This window comes from Bacillus sp. F9_6S_D1_P_5 (genome assembly GCF_054823925.1).
In genome coordinates, this window is record NZ_JBTREW010000004.1 from 177,696 (window position 1) to 194,852 (window position 17,157).

Annotated in this window: 23 protein-coding genes and 1 pseudogene; 7 read left to right on the forward strand and 17 right to left on the reverse strand. The window is 34.6% G+C overall.

Features of this window, described 5'->3' with window-relative positions:
- Positions 1 to 69 precede the first annotated feature (69 nt).
- From ACUXEY_RS07330 to ACUXEY_RS07340, 3 genes are all read right to left on the reverse strand, one after another.
- Positions 70 to 1,011 (reverse strand): phosphotransferase enzyme family protein, encoded by a 942-nt coding sequence (locus ACUXEY_RS07330; RefSeq protein WP_461300381.1) that lies wholly within the window; start codon positions 1,009 to 1,011, stop codon positions 70 to 72.
- A gap of 126 nt (positions 1,012 to 1,137) precedes the next feature.
- Entirely contained in the window at positions 1,138 to 1,461 is a 324-nt protein-coding gene (locus ACUXEY_RS07335) for a hypothetical protein (protein WP_142313131.1), read from the reverse strand.
- 168 nt (positions 1,462 to 1,629) lie between these two features.
- On the reverse strand, positions 1,630 to 2,943 hold the full coding sequence (locus tag ACUXEY_RS07340) for a DRTGG domain-containing protein (RefSeq protein ID WP_461300382.1): 1,314 nt from the start codon (positions 2,941 to 2,943) through the stop codon (positions 1,630 to 1,632).
- Between the two features lie 244 nt (positions 2,944 to 3,187).
- Between ACUXEY_RS07340 and ACUXEY_RS07345 the strand changes: the two genes are divergently transcribed.
- Positions 3,188 to 3,349, forward strand: a complete 162-nt coding sequence (locus tag ACUXEY_RS07345) for a hypothetical protein (protein ID WP_000976300.1) — start codon at positions 3,188 to 3,190, stop codon at positions 3,347 to 3,349.
- Positions 3,350 to 3,388: 39 nt separating this feature from the next.
- On the opposite strand, the gene ACUXEY_RS07350 is transcribed toward ACUXEY_RS07345, so the two are convergent.
- Positions 3,389 to 4,072: a metal-dependent hydrolase gene (locus ACUXEY_RS07350; RefSeq protein WP_097832120.1), complete on the reverse strand. Its 684-nt coding sequence runs from the start codon at positions 4,070 to 4,072 to the stop codon at positions 3,389 to 3,391.
- Between the two features lie 149 nt (positions 4,073 to 4,221).
- Here ACUXEY_RS07350 and pepQ point away from each other — a divergent pair, with 149 nt between their 5' ends.
- Entirely contained in the window at positions 4,222 to 5,319 is a 1,098-nt protein-coding gene (pepQ, locus tag ACUXEY_RS07355; RefSeq protein WP_461300383.1) for a Xaa-Pro dipeptidase, read from the forward strand.
- Between the two features lie 31 nt (positions 5,320 to 5,350).
- Here pepQ and ACUXEY_RS07360 read toward each other — a convergent pair whose 3' ends face one another.
- Both ACUXEY_RS07360 and ACUXEY_RS07365 read right to left on the reverse strand, forming a co-directional pair.
- Positions 5,351 to 5,716 carry a DUF3221 domain-containing protein gene (locus tag ACUXEY_RS07360; protein WP_461300384.1) on the reverse strand — a complete coding sequence of 122 codons (366 nt, stop codon included), beginning with the start codon at positions 5,714 to 5,716 and terminating at the stop codon, positions 5,351 to 5,353.
- A 20-nt stretch (positions 5,717 to 5,736) separates the two neighbouring features.
- Positions 5,737 to 6,111, reverse strand: coding sequence for a hypothetical protein (locus tag ACUXEY_RS07365; RefSeq protein ID WP_166702999.1), 375 nt, complete (start codon positions 6,109 to 6,111; stop codon positions 5,737 to 5,739).
- Between the two features lie 93 nt (positions 6,112 to 6,204).
- Between ACUXEY_RS07365 and ACUXEY_RS07370 the strand changes: the two genes are divergently transcribed.
- Entirely contained in the window at positions 6,205 to 7,032 is an 828-nt protein-coding gene (locus ACUXEY_RS07370; protein ID WP_461300385.1) for a DUF2785 domain-containing protein, read from the forward strand.
- 14 nt (positions 7,033 to 7,046) lie between these two features.
- Here ACUXEY_RS07370 and ACUXEY_RS07375 read toward each other — a convergent pair whose 3' ends face one another.
- The 7 genes from ACUXEY_RS07375 to ACUXEY_RS07405 all read right to left on the reverse strand — a co-directional run bounded on the left by ACUXEY_RS07375 (position 7,047) and on the right by ACUXEY_RS07405 (position 10,863).
- The gene (locus ACUXEY_RS07375) at positions 7,047 to 7,253 is read right to left on the reverse strand and encodes a hypothetical protein (protein WP_001248905.1); all 207 of its coding nucleotides are present in this window, start codon (positions 7,251 to 7,253) and stop codon (positions 7,047 to 7,049) included.
- Between the two features lie 63 nt (positions 7,254 to 7,316).
- Positions 7,317 to 8,330, reverse strand: coding sequence for an anti sigma factor C-terminal domain-containing protein (locus ACUXEY_RS07380; protein ID WP_429600593.1), 1,014 nt, complete (start codon positions 8,328 to 8,330; stop codon positions 7,317 to 7,319).
- A complete protein-coding gene (locus ACUXEY_RS07385; RefSeq protein ID WP_461300386.1) occupies positions 8,311 to 8,820 on the reverse strand; it encodes an RNA polymerase sigma factor in 510 nt (169 codons plus the stop codon). Before ACUXEY_RS07385 ends, ACUXEY_RS07380 begins: the two co-directional genes overlap by 20 nt.
- A 123-nt stretch (positions 8,821 to 8,943) precedes the next feature.
- A complete protein-coding gene (locus ACUXEY_RS07390) occupies positions 8,944 to 9,288 on the reverse strand; it encodes a DUF6176 family protein (protein ID WP_461300387.1) in 345 nt (114 codons plus the stop codon).
- A 2-nt stretch (positions 9,289 to 9,290) separates the two neighbouring features.
- The gene (locus ACUXEY_RS07395) at positions 9,291 to 10,079 is read right to left on the reverse strand and encodes a GNAT family N-acetyltransferase (RefSeq protein WP_461300388.1); all 789 of its coding nucleotides are present in this window, start codon (positions 10,077 to 10,079) and stop codon (positions 9,291 to 9,293) included.
- Positions 10,076 to 10,408: a cupin domain-containing protein gene (locus ACUXEY_RS07400; protein WP_166703004.1), complete on the reverse strand. Its 333-nt coding sequence runs from the start codon at positions 10,406 to 10,408 to the stop codon at positions 10,076 to 10,078. The genes ACUXEY_RS07395 and ACUXEY_RS07400 overlap by 4 nt, the downstream gene beginning before the upstream one ends.
- Positions 10,409 to 10,452: 44 nt before the next feature.
- Positions 10,453 to 10,863, reverse strand: coding sequence for a hypothetical protein (locus tag ACUXEY_RS07405; RefSeq protein ID WP_078417767.1), 411 nt, complete (start codon positions 10,861 to 10,863; stop codon positions 10,453 to 10,455).
- Positions 10,864 to 10,993: 130 nt separating this feature from the next.
- Between ACUXEY_RS07405 and ACUXEY_RS07410 the strand changes: the two genes are divergently transcribed.
- A complete protein-coding gene (locus ACUXEY_RS07410) occupies positions 10,994 to 11,257 on the forward strand; it encodes a helix-turn-helix transcriptional regulator (protein ID WP_166703005.1) in 264 nt (87 codons plus the stop codon).
- Complete coding sequence (locus ACUXEY_RS07415) at positions 11,254 to 11,679, forward strand: hypothetical protein (RefSeq protein WP_166703006.1); 426 nt, start codon at positions 11,254 to 11,256, stop codon at positions 11,677 to 11,679. Before ACUXEY_RS07410 ends, ACUXEY_RS07415 begins: the two co-directional genes overlap by 4 nt.
- A gap of 51 nt (positions 11,680 to 11,730) precedes the next feature.
- Here ACUXEY_RS07415 and ald read toward each other — a convergent pair whose 3' ends face one another.
- The 3 genes and pseudogenes from ald to ACUXEY_RS07430 form a co-directional block, all read right to left on the reverse strand.
- Positions 11,731 to 12,864: an alanine dehydrogenase gene (gene ald / locus ACUXEY_RS07420; protein WP_016718657.1), complete on the reverse strand. Its 1,134-nt coding sequence runs from the start codon at positions 12,862 to 12,864 to the stop codon at positions 11,731 to 11,733.
- 213 nt (positions 12,865 to 13,077) lie between these two features.
- Positions 13,078 to 13,842 carry an SDR family oxidoreductase gene (locus tag ACUXEY_RS07425; protein ID WP_429600661.1) on the reverse strand — a complete coding sequence of 255 codons (765 nt, stop codon included), beginning with the start codon at positions 13,840 to 13,842 and terminating at the stop codon, positions 13,078 to 13,080.
- 151 nt (positions 13,843 to 13,993) lie between these two features.
- Positions 13,994 to 15,150 (reverse strand): annotated as a pseudogene (locus tag ACUXEY_RS07430) (RNA-guided endonuclease InsQ/TnpB family protein).
- A 465-nt stretch (positions 15,151 to 15,615) separates the two neighbouring features.
- Here ACUXEY_RS07430 and ACUXEY_RS07435 point away from each other — a divergent pair.
- A complete protein-coding gene (locus tag ACUXEY_RS07435; protein ID WP_001066672.1) occupies positions 15,616 to 16,074 on the forward strand; it encodes a universal stress protein in 459 nt (152 codons plus the stop codon).
- A 41-nt stretch (positions 16,075 to 16,115) separates the two neighbouring features.
- Here the strand turns inward: ACUXEY_RS07435 and ACUXEY_RS07440 are convergent, their stop codons facing one another.
- Positions 16,116 to 16,811 carry a hypothetical protein gene (locus ACUXEY_RS07440; RefSeq protein ID WP_461300389.1) on the reverse strand — a complete coding sequence of 232 codons (696 nt, stop codon included), beginning with the start codon at positions 16,809 to 16,811 and terminating at the stop codon, positions 16,116 to 16,118.
- Between the two features lie 95 nt (positions 16,812 to 16,906).
- On the opposite strand from ACUXEY_RS07440, the gene ACUXEY_RS07445 reads away from it, so the two are divergent.
- Entirely contained in the window at positions 16,907 to 17,086 is a 180-nt protein-coding gene (locus ACUXEY_RS07445; RefSeq protein WP_461300390.1) for a ProA domain protein, read from the forward strand.
- Positions 17,087 to 17,157 lie beyond the last annotated feature (71 nt).

Here is a 17,157-nt window from a genome sequence, read left to right on the forward strand (position 1 = left end):
AATCCATTTTCTTACAATTCAATTATAACATAGTCTAGAATCTAAATGAATTAATATTCTGTTTTTTTATCAAACAATTGTCTCTCCGCATAATTCCTCTTCCGCATACTGAATATATCGGCGAATAAAAGCGCCAGGATCTTTTCTAATAGGTTCAATATCAAGCCTTAATGGTATCTTTCCAGCCATATAAAAAATTCTTGAAGCAGTCCCAAGTCGAATGGCTGGTTCTGAAATATTTTTCCCATATCCCATCATGAAATTCCCCCATACGTCTTCTAACTGTCCCGAAGCAATTAAATGCAATCTCGGAACACCAATATCAAACTCTTTATACCCAAATCCACATTCATCAAAATCGAGTAAATACCAATCCTCTTTGTCTACAAGAACATTGCCAAAATGCATATCACCATGAACAAATTGTTTGTCTCCTAGTTGAGTTGAATTTGTGAGTTCTTGTATTCTTTCTGCAATTCTCATGCACGCATACTTATCCGCATGTGATAGAAATGAAGCATGTAGTAATCGTTGTAAAGGCTCGTGGATTATCTTTTGCTCACTATATATAGGCCTTTCATATCCTATCCAAGTTTGCGGTACTCTTTTGAGCACTTCATTTGTTTTTTCATGAAACATCCGCATTAGTAACCCAAGTTTTTCATAATCCCTATCCCTTGGTTCTAAAATTTCACTTCCGTTTATAAACCTAAAGATAACAAAATACTGGATACGCCCCACATCTTTCATAACCGATGTGATCCAGTCACCATTTTTATTTGCAACTACTTCTGGTACTGATATTTGTTTTTGCATCGCTATTAACCAATGTATTTCAGCTTCTATTTGCTCGGCTGTATAACGTCCTTCTCTATACTGCCTCACTACAAATTTATTTTTGTCCGATTCGAATATATATGTTTGATTTTCTCCCCCATGCAACAATGAAACTTCCGTAAGACGATTTAAATTATATTGCTTACATAACTGCTTTTTAATGTGAAAATCCATTCTTTTCCCCCTAGTTCATATAGTGAAGCATCGTTTCCCTATCCCATTACACGATTGTTATCTCTTAACGATTAGAAGCGTAATCGACTAACAAACAATTTTCTATCCACATTGATACATATCCTTCTATTTTTTCACTTCTCTCTCCGAACTCTTACGTAGCTTAATTATTAATTTCAAAACCAAATAAAACAAAATAAAGTTAACAAAAAAGCCTAATGGATTAAAAGAAATCTCCCATCCGCCATAATAAATGAAATTTTCTACTGGTATACCAAAGTAAAGAAAATCGCTCTTATTTTCTCCAGTTATAGGAATAAAGGAACAAATAATAGCGAAAATCAAACTTACTACATACAATTTCTTTTTCTTTGCATCCATTCTTCTATGTGTTAACACATGAAAAGTTATTGCAAATACTACCCCTAAAAAGAGAACTATTACTCCCATTCGACACCTCCACAATTATTGTTCAAGCATCTTCAAGTGATTGCATGCCCATATTTATAAATATGAAACAGAACTTGGTAGATTCAGTTGCTAACTAAATTTAAAAACTCCCTACTGTAGCGTTCTAAAAAAAAGATGGAACAAACCAAAGCGGCTTGCTCCATCTTTTTATTTATCGATCAACTGCACCATAAGTAATGCTTTCCCAACAACATTACCCTCATGATGCACTTCTACATCCACCTTACCAAATTTACGTCCAATTTCTAATACTTTCGGATGAACCGATACAACATTGTCAATTTGAACTGGTTTTACGAAATAAATTGTTAAGTTCTCAACAATTAAATCACTCTTCTTTTGCGCACGAATAACGCGATTCGTTGCTTCCGTCACAATTGTTGCGAATACACCGTACGATAACGTTCCGATTGAATTCGTCATTTGTGGCGTCACTGAAAATTGATATAAATGTTCATTTTTCGCTTCTTTCGGCGTCATGAATTGATTCGTAACAATATCATCAATTGTTTCGCCGACTTGTGGTTGACGCTGAATCATTTGCAACGCCTGAAGTACATCTTGACGGCTAATAATACCTTGCAGTTTATTTCCTCCATCAACAACAGGAAGTAACTCAATACCTTCCCACACCATCATACGTGCCGCAGCTGCGACAGACATTTTTCCATTTACCGTAATTGGATGCTTTGTCATTACTTTATCAATTGGTGTTTCTTTCGCAACACCAATCATATCCTTAGAAGTTACAATACCTAATACCTTTTTATTTTCATCAACAATCGGATATCTTCCGTGCATCGTCTCTTCGTTATACGCATGCCATTGTTGCACTGTATCATTTGGTTTTAAATATAGTGTCTCTTCAATTGGCGTTAAAATATCTTCAACGAGTACAATTTCTTTCTTAATAAGCTGATCGTAAATCGCACGGTTAATTAACGTTGCAACTGTAAATGTATCGTAACTACTTGAAATAATCGGCAGTTTTAATTCATCTGCTAATTTCTTCACATGATCTTCCGTATCAAATCCGCCCGTAATTAACACCGCAGCTCCAGCTTCTAGCGCTAATTGATGTGCATTCGTACGATTACCGATAATCAGTAAGTTTCCTGCTTCTGTATAGCGCATCATCGCTTCTAATTTCATTGCCCCGATTACGAATTTATTTAACGTTTTATGTAGTCCTTCTCTGCCCCCAAGTACTTGACCATCGACAATGTTAACGACCTCAGCGTATGTCAGCTTTTCAATATTCTCTTTCTTCTTTTGTTCAATTCGAATTGTTCCGACACGTTCAATCGTACTAACATATCCTTTATTTTCTGCATCTTTAATTGCACGGTAAGCTGTACCTTCACTTACACTCAAATCTTTTGCAATTTGCCTTACAGAAATTTTATGCCCTACTGGCAGGCTATTAATATGTTCTAAAATTTGGTTATGCTTGGTAGCCAAATGGTTTCACCATACTTTCTTTTCCCTAAATTCTTCATGTGTTGTATTTTCAGTATACTATATTTTCAAAACTGTTACACTCTCTCTTTATATATCTGTACTATTTTTTTTATAACAAAATGCGCCTTACATTACACCGCTGCTTCCATTACAACAATGTAATGGTATTGTCATCTCGTTCGATAGTTTGTCCAGCCGCTTCCATATACAATGAAGACAAGAAATGAAACAAAGGAGCGAATACATGATGAAAAAATTATTAGAAGTTGTAGGTGCTGTATTTTTAGCTTTCGTAGACGGGAAGAAAGTTGCAATGGAATTGAATGAAACACCTGAACAGCCACTTCCAAAAAGAAAAGAATCATCAAAACAAGTACAACCTTTAAAAGCTATCCTACACACGTAAAAACCCTTCACTTGTCTTTTCAAATGAAGGGTTTCTTTTCTATAGTGTAATACTTTCTCCAGCTTCTAATACTTTCCCTGTACAATTTTGTAGCTTTTCTACAAATTGATATGGATCTTGTTCAATTACTGGGAACGTATTGTAATGCATCGGCACAACAGTTTTTGCCTGAATCCATTTTGCTGCTAAAACAGCATCTTCTGGCCCCATTGTGAAATTATCACCAATTGGTAAAAATGCTACATCAATGTTATTTAATTCTCCAATTAATTTCATATCAGAGAATAGAGCAGTATCTCCTGCATGGTACACAGTTTTTTCTTCTGCTGTAAATAAAATACCCGCTGGCATACCTGTATATGTAATCGTCTTATTTTCTTCATCAATATAACTAGAACCGTGGAATGCTTGTGTAAACTTCACTTTTCCGAAGTCAAATTCATGCGAACCACCAATATGCATCGGATGTGTATTTACACCTTGCCAACTTAAAAATGTCGCTAGTTCAAATGGTGCCACAACAACTGCATTATTTTTCTTCGCAAGCTCTACTGTATCTCCAACATGATCACCATGTCCATGCGATAAAAGAATCGCATCTACTTTTACATCTTCAGCCTTTAAATCTGTTTTGGGATTTCCCGTTAAAAACGGATCAATTAAAATCACCTTTCCATTCGTTTCAATCTTTACAACTGAATGCCCATGATAAGATACTTTCATTATTACATTCCTCCCCTATTCACATTCTCACTTTTTATTCTACATGATTTTTCAATTCCCTGTCTTTTCTAACATCGATTTACTTGTCATAACGCTTTCCTACGATGTAAAGTTATATTTGTAATTAAATATCTCGGGGGTGCCAATCGATGAATGCTAGATTAGAAAATTTAATGCAATGGCTAAAAGAAAAAAACGTAGAAGCTGCGTTCTTAACTTCTACACCAAACGTCTTCTACATGACAAACTTCCACTGTGAACCACACGAAAGACTCCTTGGTATGTTTGTATTCCAAGAAAAAGAGCCTATTTTAATTTGCCCTAAAATGGAAGAAGGTCAAGCGCGTAACGCTGGCTGGGCACATGAGATTATCGGATTTACCGATACTGACAGACCATGGGATATGATTGCAAAAGCAATTAAAGACCGCGGCATCAATGCAAACGCAGTTGCAATAGAAAAAGAACATTTAAACGTAGAGCGCTACGAAGAATTAACAAAACTATTCCCAAATGCATCTTTCAAATCAGCTGAAGAAAAAGTTCGTGAACTTCGTTTAATTAAAGATGAAAAAGAACTTTCTATTTTACGCGAAGCAGCTAAAATGGCGGACTATGCTGTTGAGGTTGGTGTAAATGCAATTAAAGAAGATCGTAGCGAACTAGAAGTATTAGCAATTATTGAACACGAATTAAAAACAAAAGGTATACATAAAATGTCATTTGATACGATGGTATTAGCAGGTGCAAACTCTGCTCTTCCACACGGTATTCCAGGTGCAAACAAAATGAAACGCGGCGATTTCGTACTATTTGATTTAGGCGTAATCATTGATGGTTATTGCTCTGACATTACACGTACAGTGGCATTTGGTGACATCTCTGAAGAACAAACTCGCATTTATAACACTGTACTTGCTGGACAACTACAAGCAGTTGAAGCATGTAAACCAGGTGTTACACTTGGCGCAATCGACAACGCTGCTCGTTCTGTTATCGCAGATGCAGGTTACGGTGACTTCTTCCCGCACCGCCTTGGTCACGGACTTGGAATTAGCGTACACGAATATCCAGATGTAAAAGCTGGTAACGAGTCTCCATTAAAAGAAGGTATGGTCTTCACAATCGAGCCAGGTATTTACGTACCGAACGTAGGTGGCGTTCGTATTGAAGATGATATTTACATCACAAAAGACGGATCAGAAATTTTAACAAAATTCCCGAAAGAATTACAATTTGTGAAATAAGAAAAAAGGCAGCGTGATTGCTGCCTTTTTTCTATTTCTCTATTATTTCAAACTTCTCTACAATCATTTTTGCTGGATAGCTTTCAAGCGTTTGAGAAGACCATAATTTTATTTTATCCCCTGTTTTTAGTTTATTATATGCATCTTTAACCTTAAAACTTAGGACTATATGTGATGGATAATCTGTATTCATTTGTTGTTCTATATAATTTTGCAGCTCTACTTTCGTTTCAAACGTTTTACCACCGATAAAAAACACCGTACCATTTCTTAGTATGACATACCCTTCTTCAGGTACTTTTTTTACTGCTACTTGCTCTACTCGTTTTGTAGTACACGCTGATAATATGATTAGAAATACACTTATAAACATTAATTTTTTCATATGCCTATTCATTTTTAACTCCTTACTCTAGGCTATTTCAAATTTAACACCATCTTTTCCTCATACTTATCATCCCATTTAATCACAACCTCTATCGGTTCATCTTTAGATAAAGGCGCACAACTTACACAAGATGATTTCATTTCAATCTTTGCTCCTTTATGATTTTCTGACGTTTGTGTCATTGTGCTAAAGGCTCCATTAATAGCAATCTCTAAATTTTTAAATTCTGTATTCCCATCTCCGCCCTTATACTGAAACGTAAACACTCCATCTTCACTGTCGTCCTTAATATAGCCTTTATATTGTCCCGTCCAACTTTTGCTCTCGCTAGAAAAAGTAACATACCAAATCGAACAACTCCCTAAAAAGAAAATACTAATGAAAAAGAATAATGCTCTCTTCATCATGCCCCTCCATTCAAAAGTACTTATTTATTGTCTATTTCTTCCCCTTATTATATTATAAAAATACAGAATTTTCTAAAATAGGGGGTTTATATGTTACAACAACAGTTAGAAGAAATTCGTAATAATAATTACATACTGGATAACACAATTAACATGGATTCTTTAAGTTCCAATATGCTTAAACATATCGGTGTTACTGATAGCTATTTAAGAGACAAGCTCATTTACTCTACTTTTTATCATCTCATCAAAAAAGACTACATTTCACACAAACACTTACAGAAACTATTATTAGAAAGCATTAGTGAAAAATATTTATTGTATAAAATTCATTCGGATGACGAAGATGCGGTATTTACCCGCGCATTTACAACATTATTAATCGCGCTCATTATTGATGCTGATACAAAATATAATTTCTTATCGCAGAATGATATTTTAACTGTAAAAGATCAATTAATTCTATATATGAACAACGAGCATGATTTCCGCGGATATGTGCAAGACCACGGCTGGGCACATAGTATCGCTCATGCTTCCGATACATTTGAAGCACTTGTTCATAGTCCTAAACTAGAAACTTTACATTACGAAGAGATATTAAAAACTTTATTAAACAAAGTTTGTGTCCATTCTATTTACTACAAATATGAAGAAGACGAGCGCCTCGTTTATCCGATTGTCGCAATGCTACAAAATGGTCTAAAGGAAGAGGTGCTCCTATTAGCCCTGCATGATTTAGTAGCTCAATTACAAGTTCAAAAATCAACGCTACATATTGAATCATACGAATTTCTATACGGAAATATAAAATCTTTCTTACGTAGCTTATTTTTCAGATTACGTACAATGTCTATGTGTAAAGAAACTGAATATGAAATTGAAAAATTGCTACAAGAACTTCGAAAATATTATTAAAAAAAGAAGGCCACTTAGAAAGTGCCTTCTTCTATTTCACTAATATTTAATTGAAATTTCACGATCCAAACTGAGAAAAGGTGGACAAGAAGCGCAAACGCCATACATGCTCCGCTTAAAAAAGTTAGTATAGGATGCGAATACACGTGCCCTAATCCATAGGATATCGCCACGAAAAACATTGTTATATAAATATAAATTGCTCCATGTATTTGCCTCATATGAACCTCCTTTTCCCATATTATAACATAAGTTTTCTGATTATTCTCATTAATCTCTTGTAATTAATATTTCTCAACTGTTACACCTCTAACAGAAGCCTTAATATATGGTGCTCCTTGTAAACTTTGTAAATCCTCTGTTTTACCTGTTACAACTACACCGTATATTGGTAGGTCTTTTGGTTTTGTGTTTTTTATTTCTTTATAATATTGTTCAAAATAATCACTTGGTATACCTTCACTATTTTTTGCTAAATACTTCATTTGGTATAGAAACTCTTTTGAGTTTATTGTTAAATCGTTTTTCACATCTTCTTTTACTTTTGCATAACTCCCTTCAAATCCAAAAACATTGCTAGCCATTTCCGCATTTAATATTGCGCCATTTTTAGGATCTTTTAACCCTACATAAGAATCACTTTTCTTTTCATTATATGTATCTACCCAAAACCAAACTGGCTGTACACTTTTCGGAAGCATTTCAGTAATTTGTTCAGCTGTATACGATTTATCAAAAGATAAGGCTACTTCTGCAACTTTGTTTTGCAAATCGCCAATATTTTTCAGGTCATTCACATAATTTTTATAAGTAACGAAAGGTAAATAAAACCTCATTTCCCTTTGCATTGTTTGCACATTATAATCTGGTATCGTAACAGCCTCTTCACCTCTTTTTTCCTCATCCAAACTAACAAGCTCACCATTGTAGTGCTTCATACTATAATCCCATATACCAGATTCGTATATATCATTTACCCATTTCACTGGTTGACCAGCTATATTTTTATAAGAGTTATATATTACTGTACTTCCTGTCATACCAAGACTTAAATACATGCTTCCGCTGAAACGTATATTAGGCCCTTGAACCATATGTAGTGCATTCATTTCTCTTTCCATTTTTCTAAACGTTTGCTGTGAGAAGTAAGCTGCACCCAAAAACAAAGTTACTATAACAATAATGCACGCACAAATAGAAATAAGCCAATTTCTCCAAAACTGCTTCCTCTTCGCTCTCTTCATCAAAGTCTTCATCTGCTTATCATTCATATTCAAATCAAAGTCCTTCCGACTCATCATTTCTCCTCCTATACAATTTTTTAAATTGATTTCTTGCACGGTACAAACTTGTTTTTACTGTATCTTCTTTCATACTTAATAAAATGGCAATTTCCTTATAAGATAGTTCATATTCATATTTCAACAGTAAAATATGACGATAATCCTCCGTCATCGTCTCTAATATTTCTTGTACTTCTCCTTGCAACTCACTTGTTAAAAGCACTTCATCTAATGACTTTTGGCCAATAAGAACAACCGATTCAATCGCAATGGGATTTAGTCTTTTTTCTTTTCGATATAAATCTCGATGCTGATTGATCGCAACTCTAAAGAGCCACGGTGTTAAATACTCTAACGGTATTTCCTCCATAAGCAATAAAGCTTTATACAACGTATCTTGTACAATATCTTCTGCTTCTTTTCGGTTTGCTCCAATCTTAATTAAGTATCCAAACACTGCTTTTGACTTCTCTATTAATAACGATTCAAACGTATCATGGCTCATCTAGCTCTCCTCTCTATATACTCAACGTTTGAGAGCGTAAAATGTATACAGCTTTTCTTTAATTTTTTTCAAAATAAAAAAGCACATCTATTTTGATGCGCTTCTCTCCGACATACTATTCTATTATTTCATCGCTTCCTTCACAACATCTTGAATCATAACAACTTCTGTTTTCATATCAACAGACGGTACTGCCGCATCAATACATTCATACCAAAATGCTAAGTGCTTTTTATCAATTTCATGATGAGAACTTTCGACAAGAGCCCCGCCTTCTCCTTGCACAGAATACCAATATAAGTACTCTTCTCCATCTCTTATTTCCCGGAAAATTGTCTCAACGTACATCTTTTCGTCGTTTAGTGTCAAAAGTACTTCTTTCATATTGTCATTAAGAAGCTGCATCCATTCATCTACCCGATGACTTTTACCTTGTTTCACTTTAAATCTCGTTAACTCCACATTCATTTTTATTCCCCCGCTTTCTTACGTACAAACAATCTATATTCTATTGGATTATTAAAACTTAATTTACTAGCTAATTGTTGCGAAGGAATATTGTCTACATAACAATCCCAGCACGGTGTAATATCATTTTGCATGCAATGTTCAATGAACCGTGTTGCAACAGCTTGGGCTAATCCTTTTCCTTGATATGCTTTATGCGTCACAATATCAATTTCAGCAAATCCATTCCCACTAAATATTGAAACACATTCCGCTACAATCATTCCCTCTTGTTCTATACAAAATCCAAAACCACCGTTTAAAAACGTTTCTTTTGATCCCCAATATTCTTTGTAGTACTCCTCGGTAAATTCACTGCTTCGTTCTATATCTCTTCTATCAATACGCTTCACTTCATATATATTTTTGTTACAATCTCGTTTTTTCTCTTCAAAGGTTACGCTTTGAAATTTCATTCGCGGGATGTTACGAAGCACATTACTAAAACGCTCTTCAATCATCATTTCCCACTCGTCATTCGAAGTGAAGAGTGTAAATCTCTTCTTTGTTTTTTCAATAGCCATTTTTAAATACAAAAATAAATTTCCGTTATAATTTTGATCATCCGTATCACCAAATAAATAATAGATACCGTTAGCTGTACGAATTAATCCTGCTGTTAACTCCTCGTTGGCAAAAATCTCACCATCTATCATTTGGTCACATACCGCATAAGCAAACGTCGTCGTTTTTGTATGACTTTCTAAAATCGGAAGGATTTTTCTATACTCAGCTACAGATAATTTTTTCATAACTGCTCCACTTTAATCGTATCAATCTCTATATTTTCAAAACAAAGATTTACCGTTCTCTTTAATGCTCTCGTTCTATGAATCGTACACGCTGGAATTAAAATAGAATCATTCGGCTTTAAAACCGCCGTTTCTCCATCTTCAAAATCGATAAGTAATTCTCCCTCTAGTACAATAAATAATTCATCCGAATTAGAATGATAGTGCCAATCATATTCGCCAGTAAATACAGCGATTCGTAAGCAATGACTATTTACATTTGAAACGACGAAGTTTTTATGTTGATCTTGAATATCCCTTGTTAATTCTAATAAATTCACAGTCTCCATTTTTCGTCTCACCCTTTCATTAATCATTTTTCTGAAAAACTAGCTTAGTCTCCTCCACCATCACTTGAGCTGCTACAATCGTTGCTACTGTATTCACCGAATCCACTTGATGAGCTTGAAGCATATGAAGATTTTTTGCTCATTTTTCTTTGCTTATCTTTCTTACTTTCATGACTAGGCCATATTGTAGCAAAGAGTATAACGAATAAGGCTAGTTCTATTACGACAAGTGTAAATTCTAGAATGCTCTCAATAATATTGGGGGTTATCTCAAAACTGTAAAACACTCCAAATGAATACATACACAAAATCACATACAGAGCCATACAAATATACCGAAATGTTTTTTCTATCATAATGACTATTTTTTGTGAAAGAGGTATGTTCTGTTCCTGTTTTTTCTTTATATACTTTTGTCTTTTAGCTTGCTTTTTCTTTCTCTTTTTGCTCCCCATTGAATCTCCTCTTCCGACTTCTTTTTTCATTTAATTCCAAATTATCACAAAAAATAACATTTTAACAAGCTATATTTTACGTAAAGTTTTGTTTACTTTTTGTAAAGTTTTATTTACTTATTTCCTAAAAATGGATATAATAATTGTAACAAATTTACAAAAAGGAGAATTTGTATATTTGATTAAAAATAAGGTGAAACAATTCCGCGTCGTTAGAGACATCACCCAAGAACAATTAGCTTCCTCTGTTCAAATCACTAGACAATCCCTCATCGCTATCGAGAAGAATAAATACAACCCGAGTTTAGAATTAGCATTGAAATTATGTGAGTTTTTCAACTGTAAAGTAGAAGATTTATTTCAATTAGATAAAACTGGGGAGGAAAAAGAATGAAAAATACTTCTAATCAAAAGTTCATTTCACATCTTACCATTTTATTGTTAGGATCATCTTTTCTTTATTTCAATAGTAATGACGAAGAAAAGATTAGTTCTGTCCTTCTATTCGCTGGCGTATACATACTCTTCTCCTTGATACTATTAGTAGTGAAACGAATGTTCTTTAAGAAAAAAGAGAGCGTTTCCGAGAAATATCCATTACCTGAGATGGATGAAAGAATTGAGAAGATGAGTTTAAAACTTATAGCGCAAATTTTCGGTCTCTCTCATTTAGTCGGCTCTGCGATACTATTTATTTTATATATCACTGACAAAAACTCGATGATACGAGTTGAGTATGCCTTATATTACTTGTTCGGCATTCTTTTCTTTACAATGATGTTCGGATTGAAAATTGTAAAGAAACTAGACAATTAGCCTAAATAAAAAGCCCCTCCTTACAAAAGGAGGGGCTTACATGTATTTCTATTATGATAAAGCAGGAGCTTTCTCAAGAAGCTCTTTCGCATCAGCGTATTGTAAGCCGTGCGCTTCTGCAACTGCTTCGAATGTTACATATCCATCTAATGTGTTAATACCTTTTAATAATGCAGTATTGCCTAGGCAAGCTTCTTTGTAGCCTTTGTTAGCAATTTGTACTGCATATGGTACTGTTACGTTTGTTAAGGCAAGAGTTGATGTACGTGGAACCGCACCTGGCATATTAGCAACTGCATAATGAACAACTCCATGTTTTTCGTAAGTTGGGTTGTCATGAGTTGTAATACGGTCAGTTGTTTCGAAAATACCACCTTGGTCAATTGCGATATCTACAACGACAGAACCTGGTTCCATTGATTGAATCATTTCTTCTGTTACAAGTTTTGGCGCTTTTGCACCTGGAATTAATACCGCACCAATAACAAGGTCAGATTCTTTTACAGCTTCTGCAATGTTGTATGGATTAGACATTAACGTTTTTACTTGGTTACCGAAAATGTCATCTAATTGACGAAGACGTTCTGCACTTAAGTCGATGATTGTTACATCTGCACCTAAACCTACTGCAATCTTCGCTGCGTTTGTACCAGCTTGACCACCGCCGATAATTGTTACTTTGCCGCGTTTTACCCCTGGAACGCCTGCAAGTAAAATACCTTTACCGCCTTTGTTTTTCTCAAGGAATTGTGCACCGATTTGTGCAGACATACGACCTGCTACTTCACTCATAGGTGCAAGTAATGGTAATGAACGATTGTCTAATTGTACTGTTTCGTATGCAATTGATACCACTTTGTTATCAATTAATGCTTTCGTTAATTCTGGTTCTGGAGCTAAGTGTAAGTATGTGAATAAAATTAAACCTTCGCGGAAATAACCGTATTCACTTGCAACTGGCTCTTTTACCTTCATAACCATATCTTGATTCCATGCTTCTTCAGCAGTTTCAACAAGTTTTGCACCAGCTTGTACGTATTCTTCATCCGTAAAGCCAGACCCTAAACCTGCTCCTTTTTGAACAAAAACTTCATGACCATTTTGTACTAAATGTACTGCTCCCGCTGGCGTCATTGCCACGCGGTTTTCATTGTTTTTAATTTCTGTTGGAATACCGATACGCATTATTAGTTCCCCCTTGAGTTATGAAATGACCCCTGAATCATTTTTTAAAGCGCTTTCTACACTCTTATATTTTAACATAATATCTCAATATTTGACAAAAAATAATACAAGTTTTCCGATAGATTTAATTTTACATTAAAGGACAGTATTATCCGCACCTATCAGCATAAAGGATAAACTGTCCAATCATTCGAAACTTCACTTTATTTCACTCTATCGATGTCTATGAATAACATCTACTGCACCAGTTACTTCAATAATTGTACCGGTAATCATATCGGAATCTTCCTCACATAAAAACGAAATCGTTCTTGCGATATCTTCGCCTGTTCCAGATCTACCAATTGGTGTTTTACGTTCTTTCAACTGACGTGCTTCTTGAATTGTCGCTTCTTTCATTTCACCAATAATATCACCAGGACATACCATATTTGCAGTAATTCCATATTCTGCTTCTTCGTAAGCAACAGTTTTCGTTAATGAAACAAGTCCTACTTTCGCTGCTGCAAAAGCTGAACGATAGATCCACCCCGGCGCGCTATCTGCCCCTTGGAATCCGTAATTAATAATACGCCCAAAGTTCTGTTTTCTCATAACCGGAACGACAAGTTTCAATAAATGAAATACCGCTGTTAAATTCCCCTGAATCATTTCATTCCATTCGTCTTCTTCATAATCGACTAACTTTTTTCGTTCAAATACATATGGACCAGCATTATTAATTAAAAAGTCAATTTTGCCAAAACGGCTTATCGCTTCTTCTACTATTTTATGTAAATCTTCCTTTTTCGTGACATCCGCTTGCACGAATTGTAGACGCTCTTCCATATTTTTATATGTTTCTTTCATCGTTTCCATAGCTGCTATATCACTATGATATGTTACTGTTACTGAATAACCTTTAGCCAATAACTTTTCTGTTACTTGCTTTCCTAAACCTTTCGTACCGGCTGTAATGAGCGCGTGTCTCACAAACATGCCTGCTACTAAAAATATAGACAAATATACATTCTTAGAGTATTCCTGCTTCTCTGTGTCCTGTCTCGCCACTAACTCGCTACTACAGTTTGCTTTGACACTCCACAGGCGTAAATTCCGATGTAGCCCACCGTACATATATACAAGCTATTTACGTTAGTATTGTATATATTTTTGCTTGAAAAAGGTTGATTGACGCGTTCAAATCTCTATCCATTACATTACCACAGTCACATTCATATACTCGGTCGGATAGCTTTAAGTCTGCTTTCTTTTGACCACAACATGAGCATAACTTTGATGAGGGATAGAATGTATCTACTTGGCGTAGTTCGATTCCATATTCCTCACATTTCGTTAACAACCATGTTTTAAATGTGTAAAAGCACTGCTTCGCAATTACTTTAGATAGATGCTTATTCTTCATCATACCTTTCACATTCAAATCTTCTACTGTAATAAACGTTGGCTTGGTTTTCACCACATCATTTACAATAGACTTTACATACGCTAATCGAATATTCGCTAGCCTGGCATGTAGTTTTTGCACCCTAAGAATGTTTTTATCTATATTCGCTCTCTTATTAGCAACAGGTTGTTCACCTCTCTTTCTTATATTTTCAAATTTGCGTGATAAAGAGCGTTGTTCACGTTTTAACCGTTTTTCTATCTTTTTTACTTTTACTGTTTTATTTATATTTTTATGAGTTTTTCCATCGCTACGTACAGCGAAATCCTTCAGCCCTAAATCAATCCCTAAACCTACTTTATTCAGCATTGGTTTTACCCTTATTTCTGCTCTTTCACAAAGTACAGATACAAAATATCTTCCTGCTCTTTGATATACTGTGCCACTTTTTACAGTTGCATTTTTAGGGATATATCCATATTCTTTTAACCTTACCCAACCAATTGTGGGGATTTTTACTCTATGCCTTTCTACTGTCCAATCTGTTTTGTTGTTTTTAGGGAAGTAGCACTTCACATCTTGCTTCTTCTTTTTTTATATTGCGGAAACTTAGATAAACCTTTAAAAAATCGCTTAAAAGCTTTATCTCCATTCATAATCGCTTGTTTTACCGCTTTGCTCGACACTTCTTTAATCCACTGGTCGCACTCTTTTGTATGAATGTTATTTAGCCATTTAGAAAATTCATAGCCACTAAGAAATTTCCCCTCGGATTCATATATCTCTTTATTTTTAGATAGATATAGATTGTAAACATATCTGCACACCCCAATCGTTTGATGGATCTTGGTTATTTGTTCATTTGTCGGTTTAATCTCTATTAGATAGGCTTTTTTCATAGCTCTTCATCCCTCGATATTTTCTCAATCCATATATTCTACAACTACATATATGAATGATAGATATTAAATTTTGAACAATTTCTTCTTGTGAAGACAACTTTTCATTAGTAACAATGATAACTTTGAGTCCCCTCTTATGAAGAAATCCCTTAAACCAGTCGTAACCAAAACCAAAAAACTATCTTTGTGTACGATGACGATGTTTGAAATATTTCTCTTTATACAGTCATCAAGCCTAGATTTTACTACGCATGTCGAGGTTTACCTATGTTTTTACTTACTGTTGTTTCCTTCTTTTAAATTGCTATAGTTCATATGTAACAAGTTCTCGCACCAATTACAACTAAAATGAATTAAAATAAAGTTTTCAAAATTCTGTAACGTTTCTGGCAAGCACATTACCAAAATTTGTTTTATAATAAAGTTGTAAACGGTAATAAAAATGATTGGGAGGAATTTACTATGAATAATACATATACAAATATTTTAATCGCGGTGGACGGTTCTAAAGAAGCAGAAAAAGCCTTTAAAAAAGCAATTCAAGTCGCAAAACGCAACAATGCAACATTAACAATTGCTCATATCGTTGATGTGAAAGCATACTCAGCAGTAGAAGCTTATAGCCGCGCAATTGCTGAACGTGCAAATCTATTTGCAGAAGACTTATTAGAAGACTACAAAAAAACTGCACTTGAAGCTGGCCTTGAAAAAATTGAGACTGTATTAGAATTTGGTAATCCTAAATCTAAAATTTCAAAAGAAATTGCTCCAAATCATAAAGTAGATTTAATTATGTGTGGTGCAACTGGTTTAAATGCTGTTGAACGTTTCCTAATTGGTAGCGTCTCTGAACATATTATTCGCTATGCGAAATGCGATGTCCTTGTTGTTCGTGGTGATGAGGAGCAAGGTGATCTTTAATTTATAAATAAAACACCAAGTCCACATCGGCTTGGTGTTTTTCATTTTACATATTTCACTATAAACACAAAACAAACCACAACAACAATAACGATCGCCAACACATAAGGCGGAAGAAATTTTAAGGACCACAGTGCCATCATGATCGTAGCTACCGTTAAATAAGATTGCTTTGCATCTTCTGTCATTTTTTTACGAAGGCAGAATACATACAAATAACCAATTGGCGGCGTAATAAAGCAAAGAACGTATATGATTTTTGATTTCAAATACCATTTTTGTTTTCCAAGTTTCTTTATATCTTCTTCTATTCTCTTATGCTCTTGTTCTCTCGCTTCTTCTACAAGCGGATCTTCCTCTTCTCCTCGCTTTTCTTTCATATAAGGAAGAAAGTGCATGAAAAAATAGTATGCAAATACGAACGCTCCAAATCCAATATTTAATCTTTCTAACGGAATATGCTCACTAAAAAAAGCAGCAGCAATTGCTAAAGAAAAGCAATACGTCTTCATCCAAAATGAACGTTTTCTCTTTTTGCGTTCCATTTCTTTTTTATCTTGTACATGTTTTCTTTTCGAAAGCCATATTGAAATACAGCAATCTACTACAAATAGAATAAAGATCAATATCCCAACGTGTACTGTTTCTACACCCTCAAATGAAAAGATATTTGGGAATGCAACGTGTAATACAATTAGCGTGTACAAAATTAATCCTACAACATAAATACGTCTCATTTTCCATTCCTTTCTTATTTCCTAACTTTAGGTTAACATACATTTTTTAGAAATAGACGGGCAAAATATGTATGTTTAAAAAAGGAGGGTGCTACATGGATGATTCTGAACGCATTATTTTAGATGTGAATGGAAAAGAAATCGAAATGTTAGAGGCGATTCGTGCACATTTTAAAGAGACACATGGAATTGAACTAAGTAACGGTGCATTACTACGAGATTTAATGGATATTGAATATATTCGAATTACGGAAGATCGACATAAGTATGATTAATTGATACATTGTAAGCCTAGAACAGATTGCTCTAGGCTTACTTACATCCACACGAAAAATGTTATAATTAG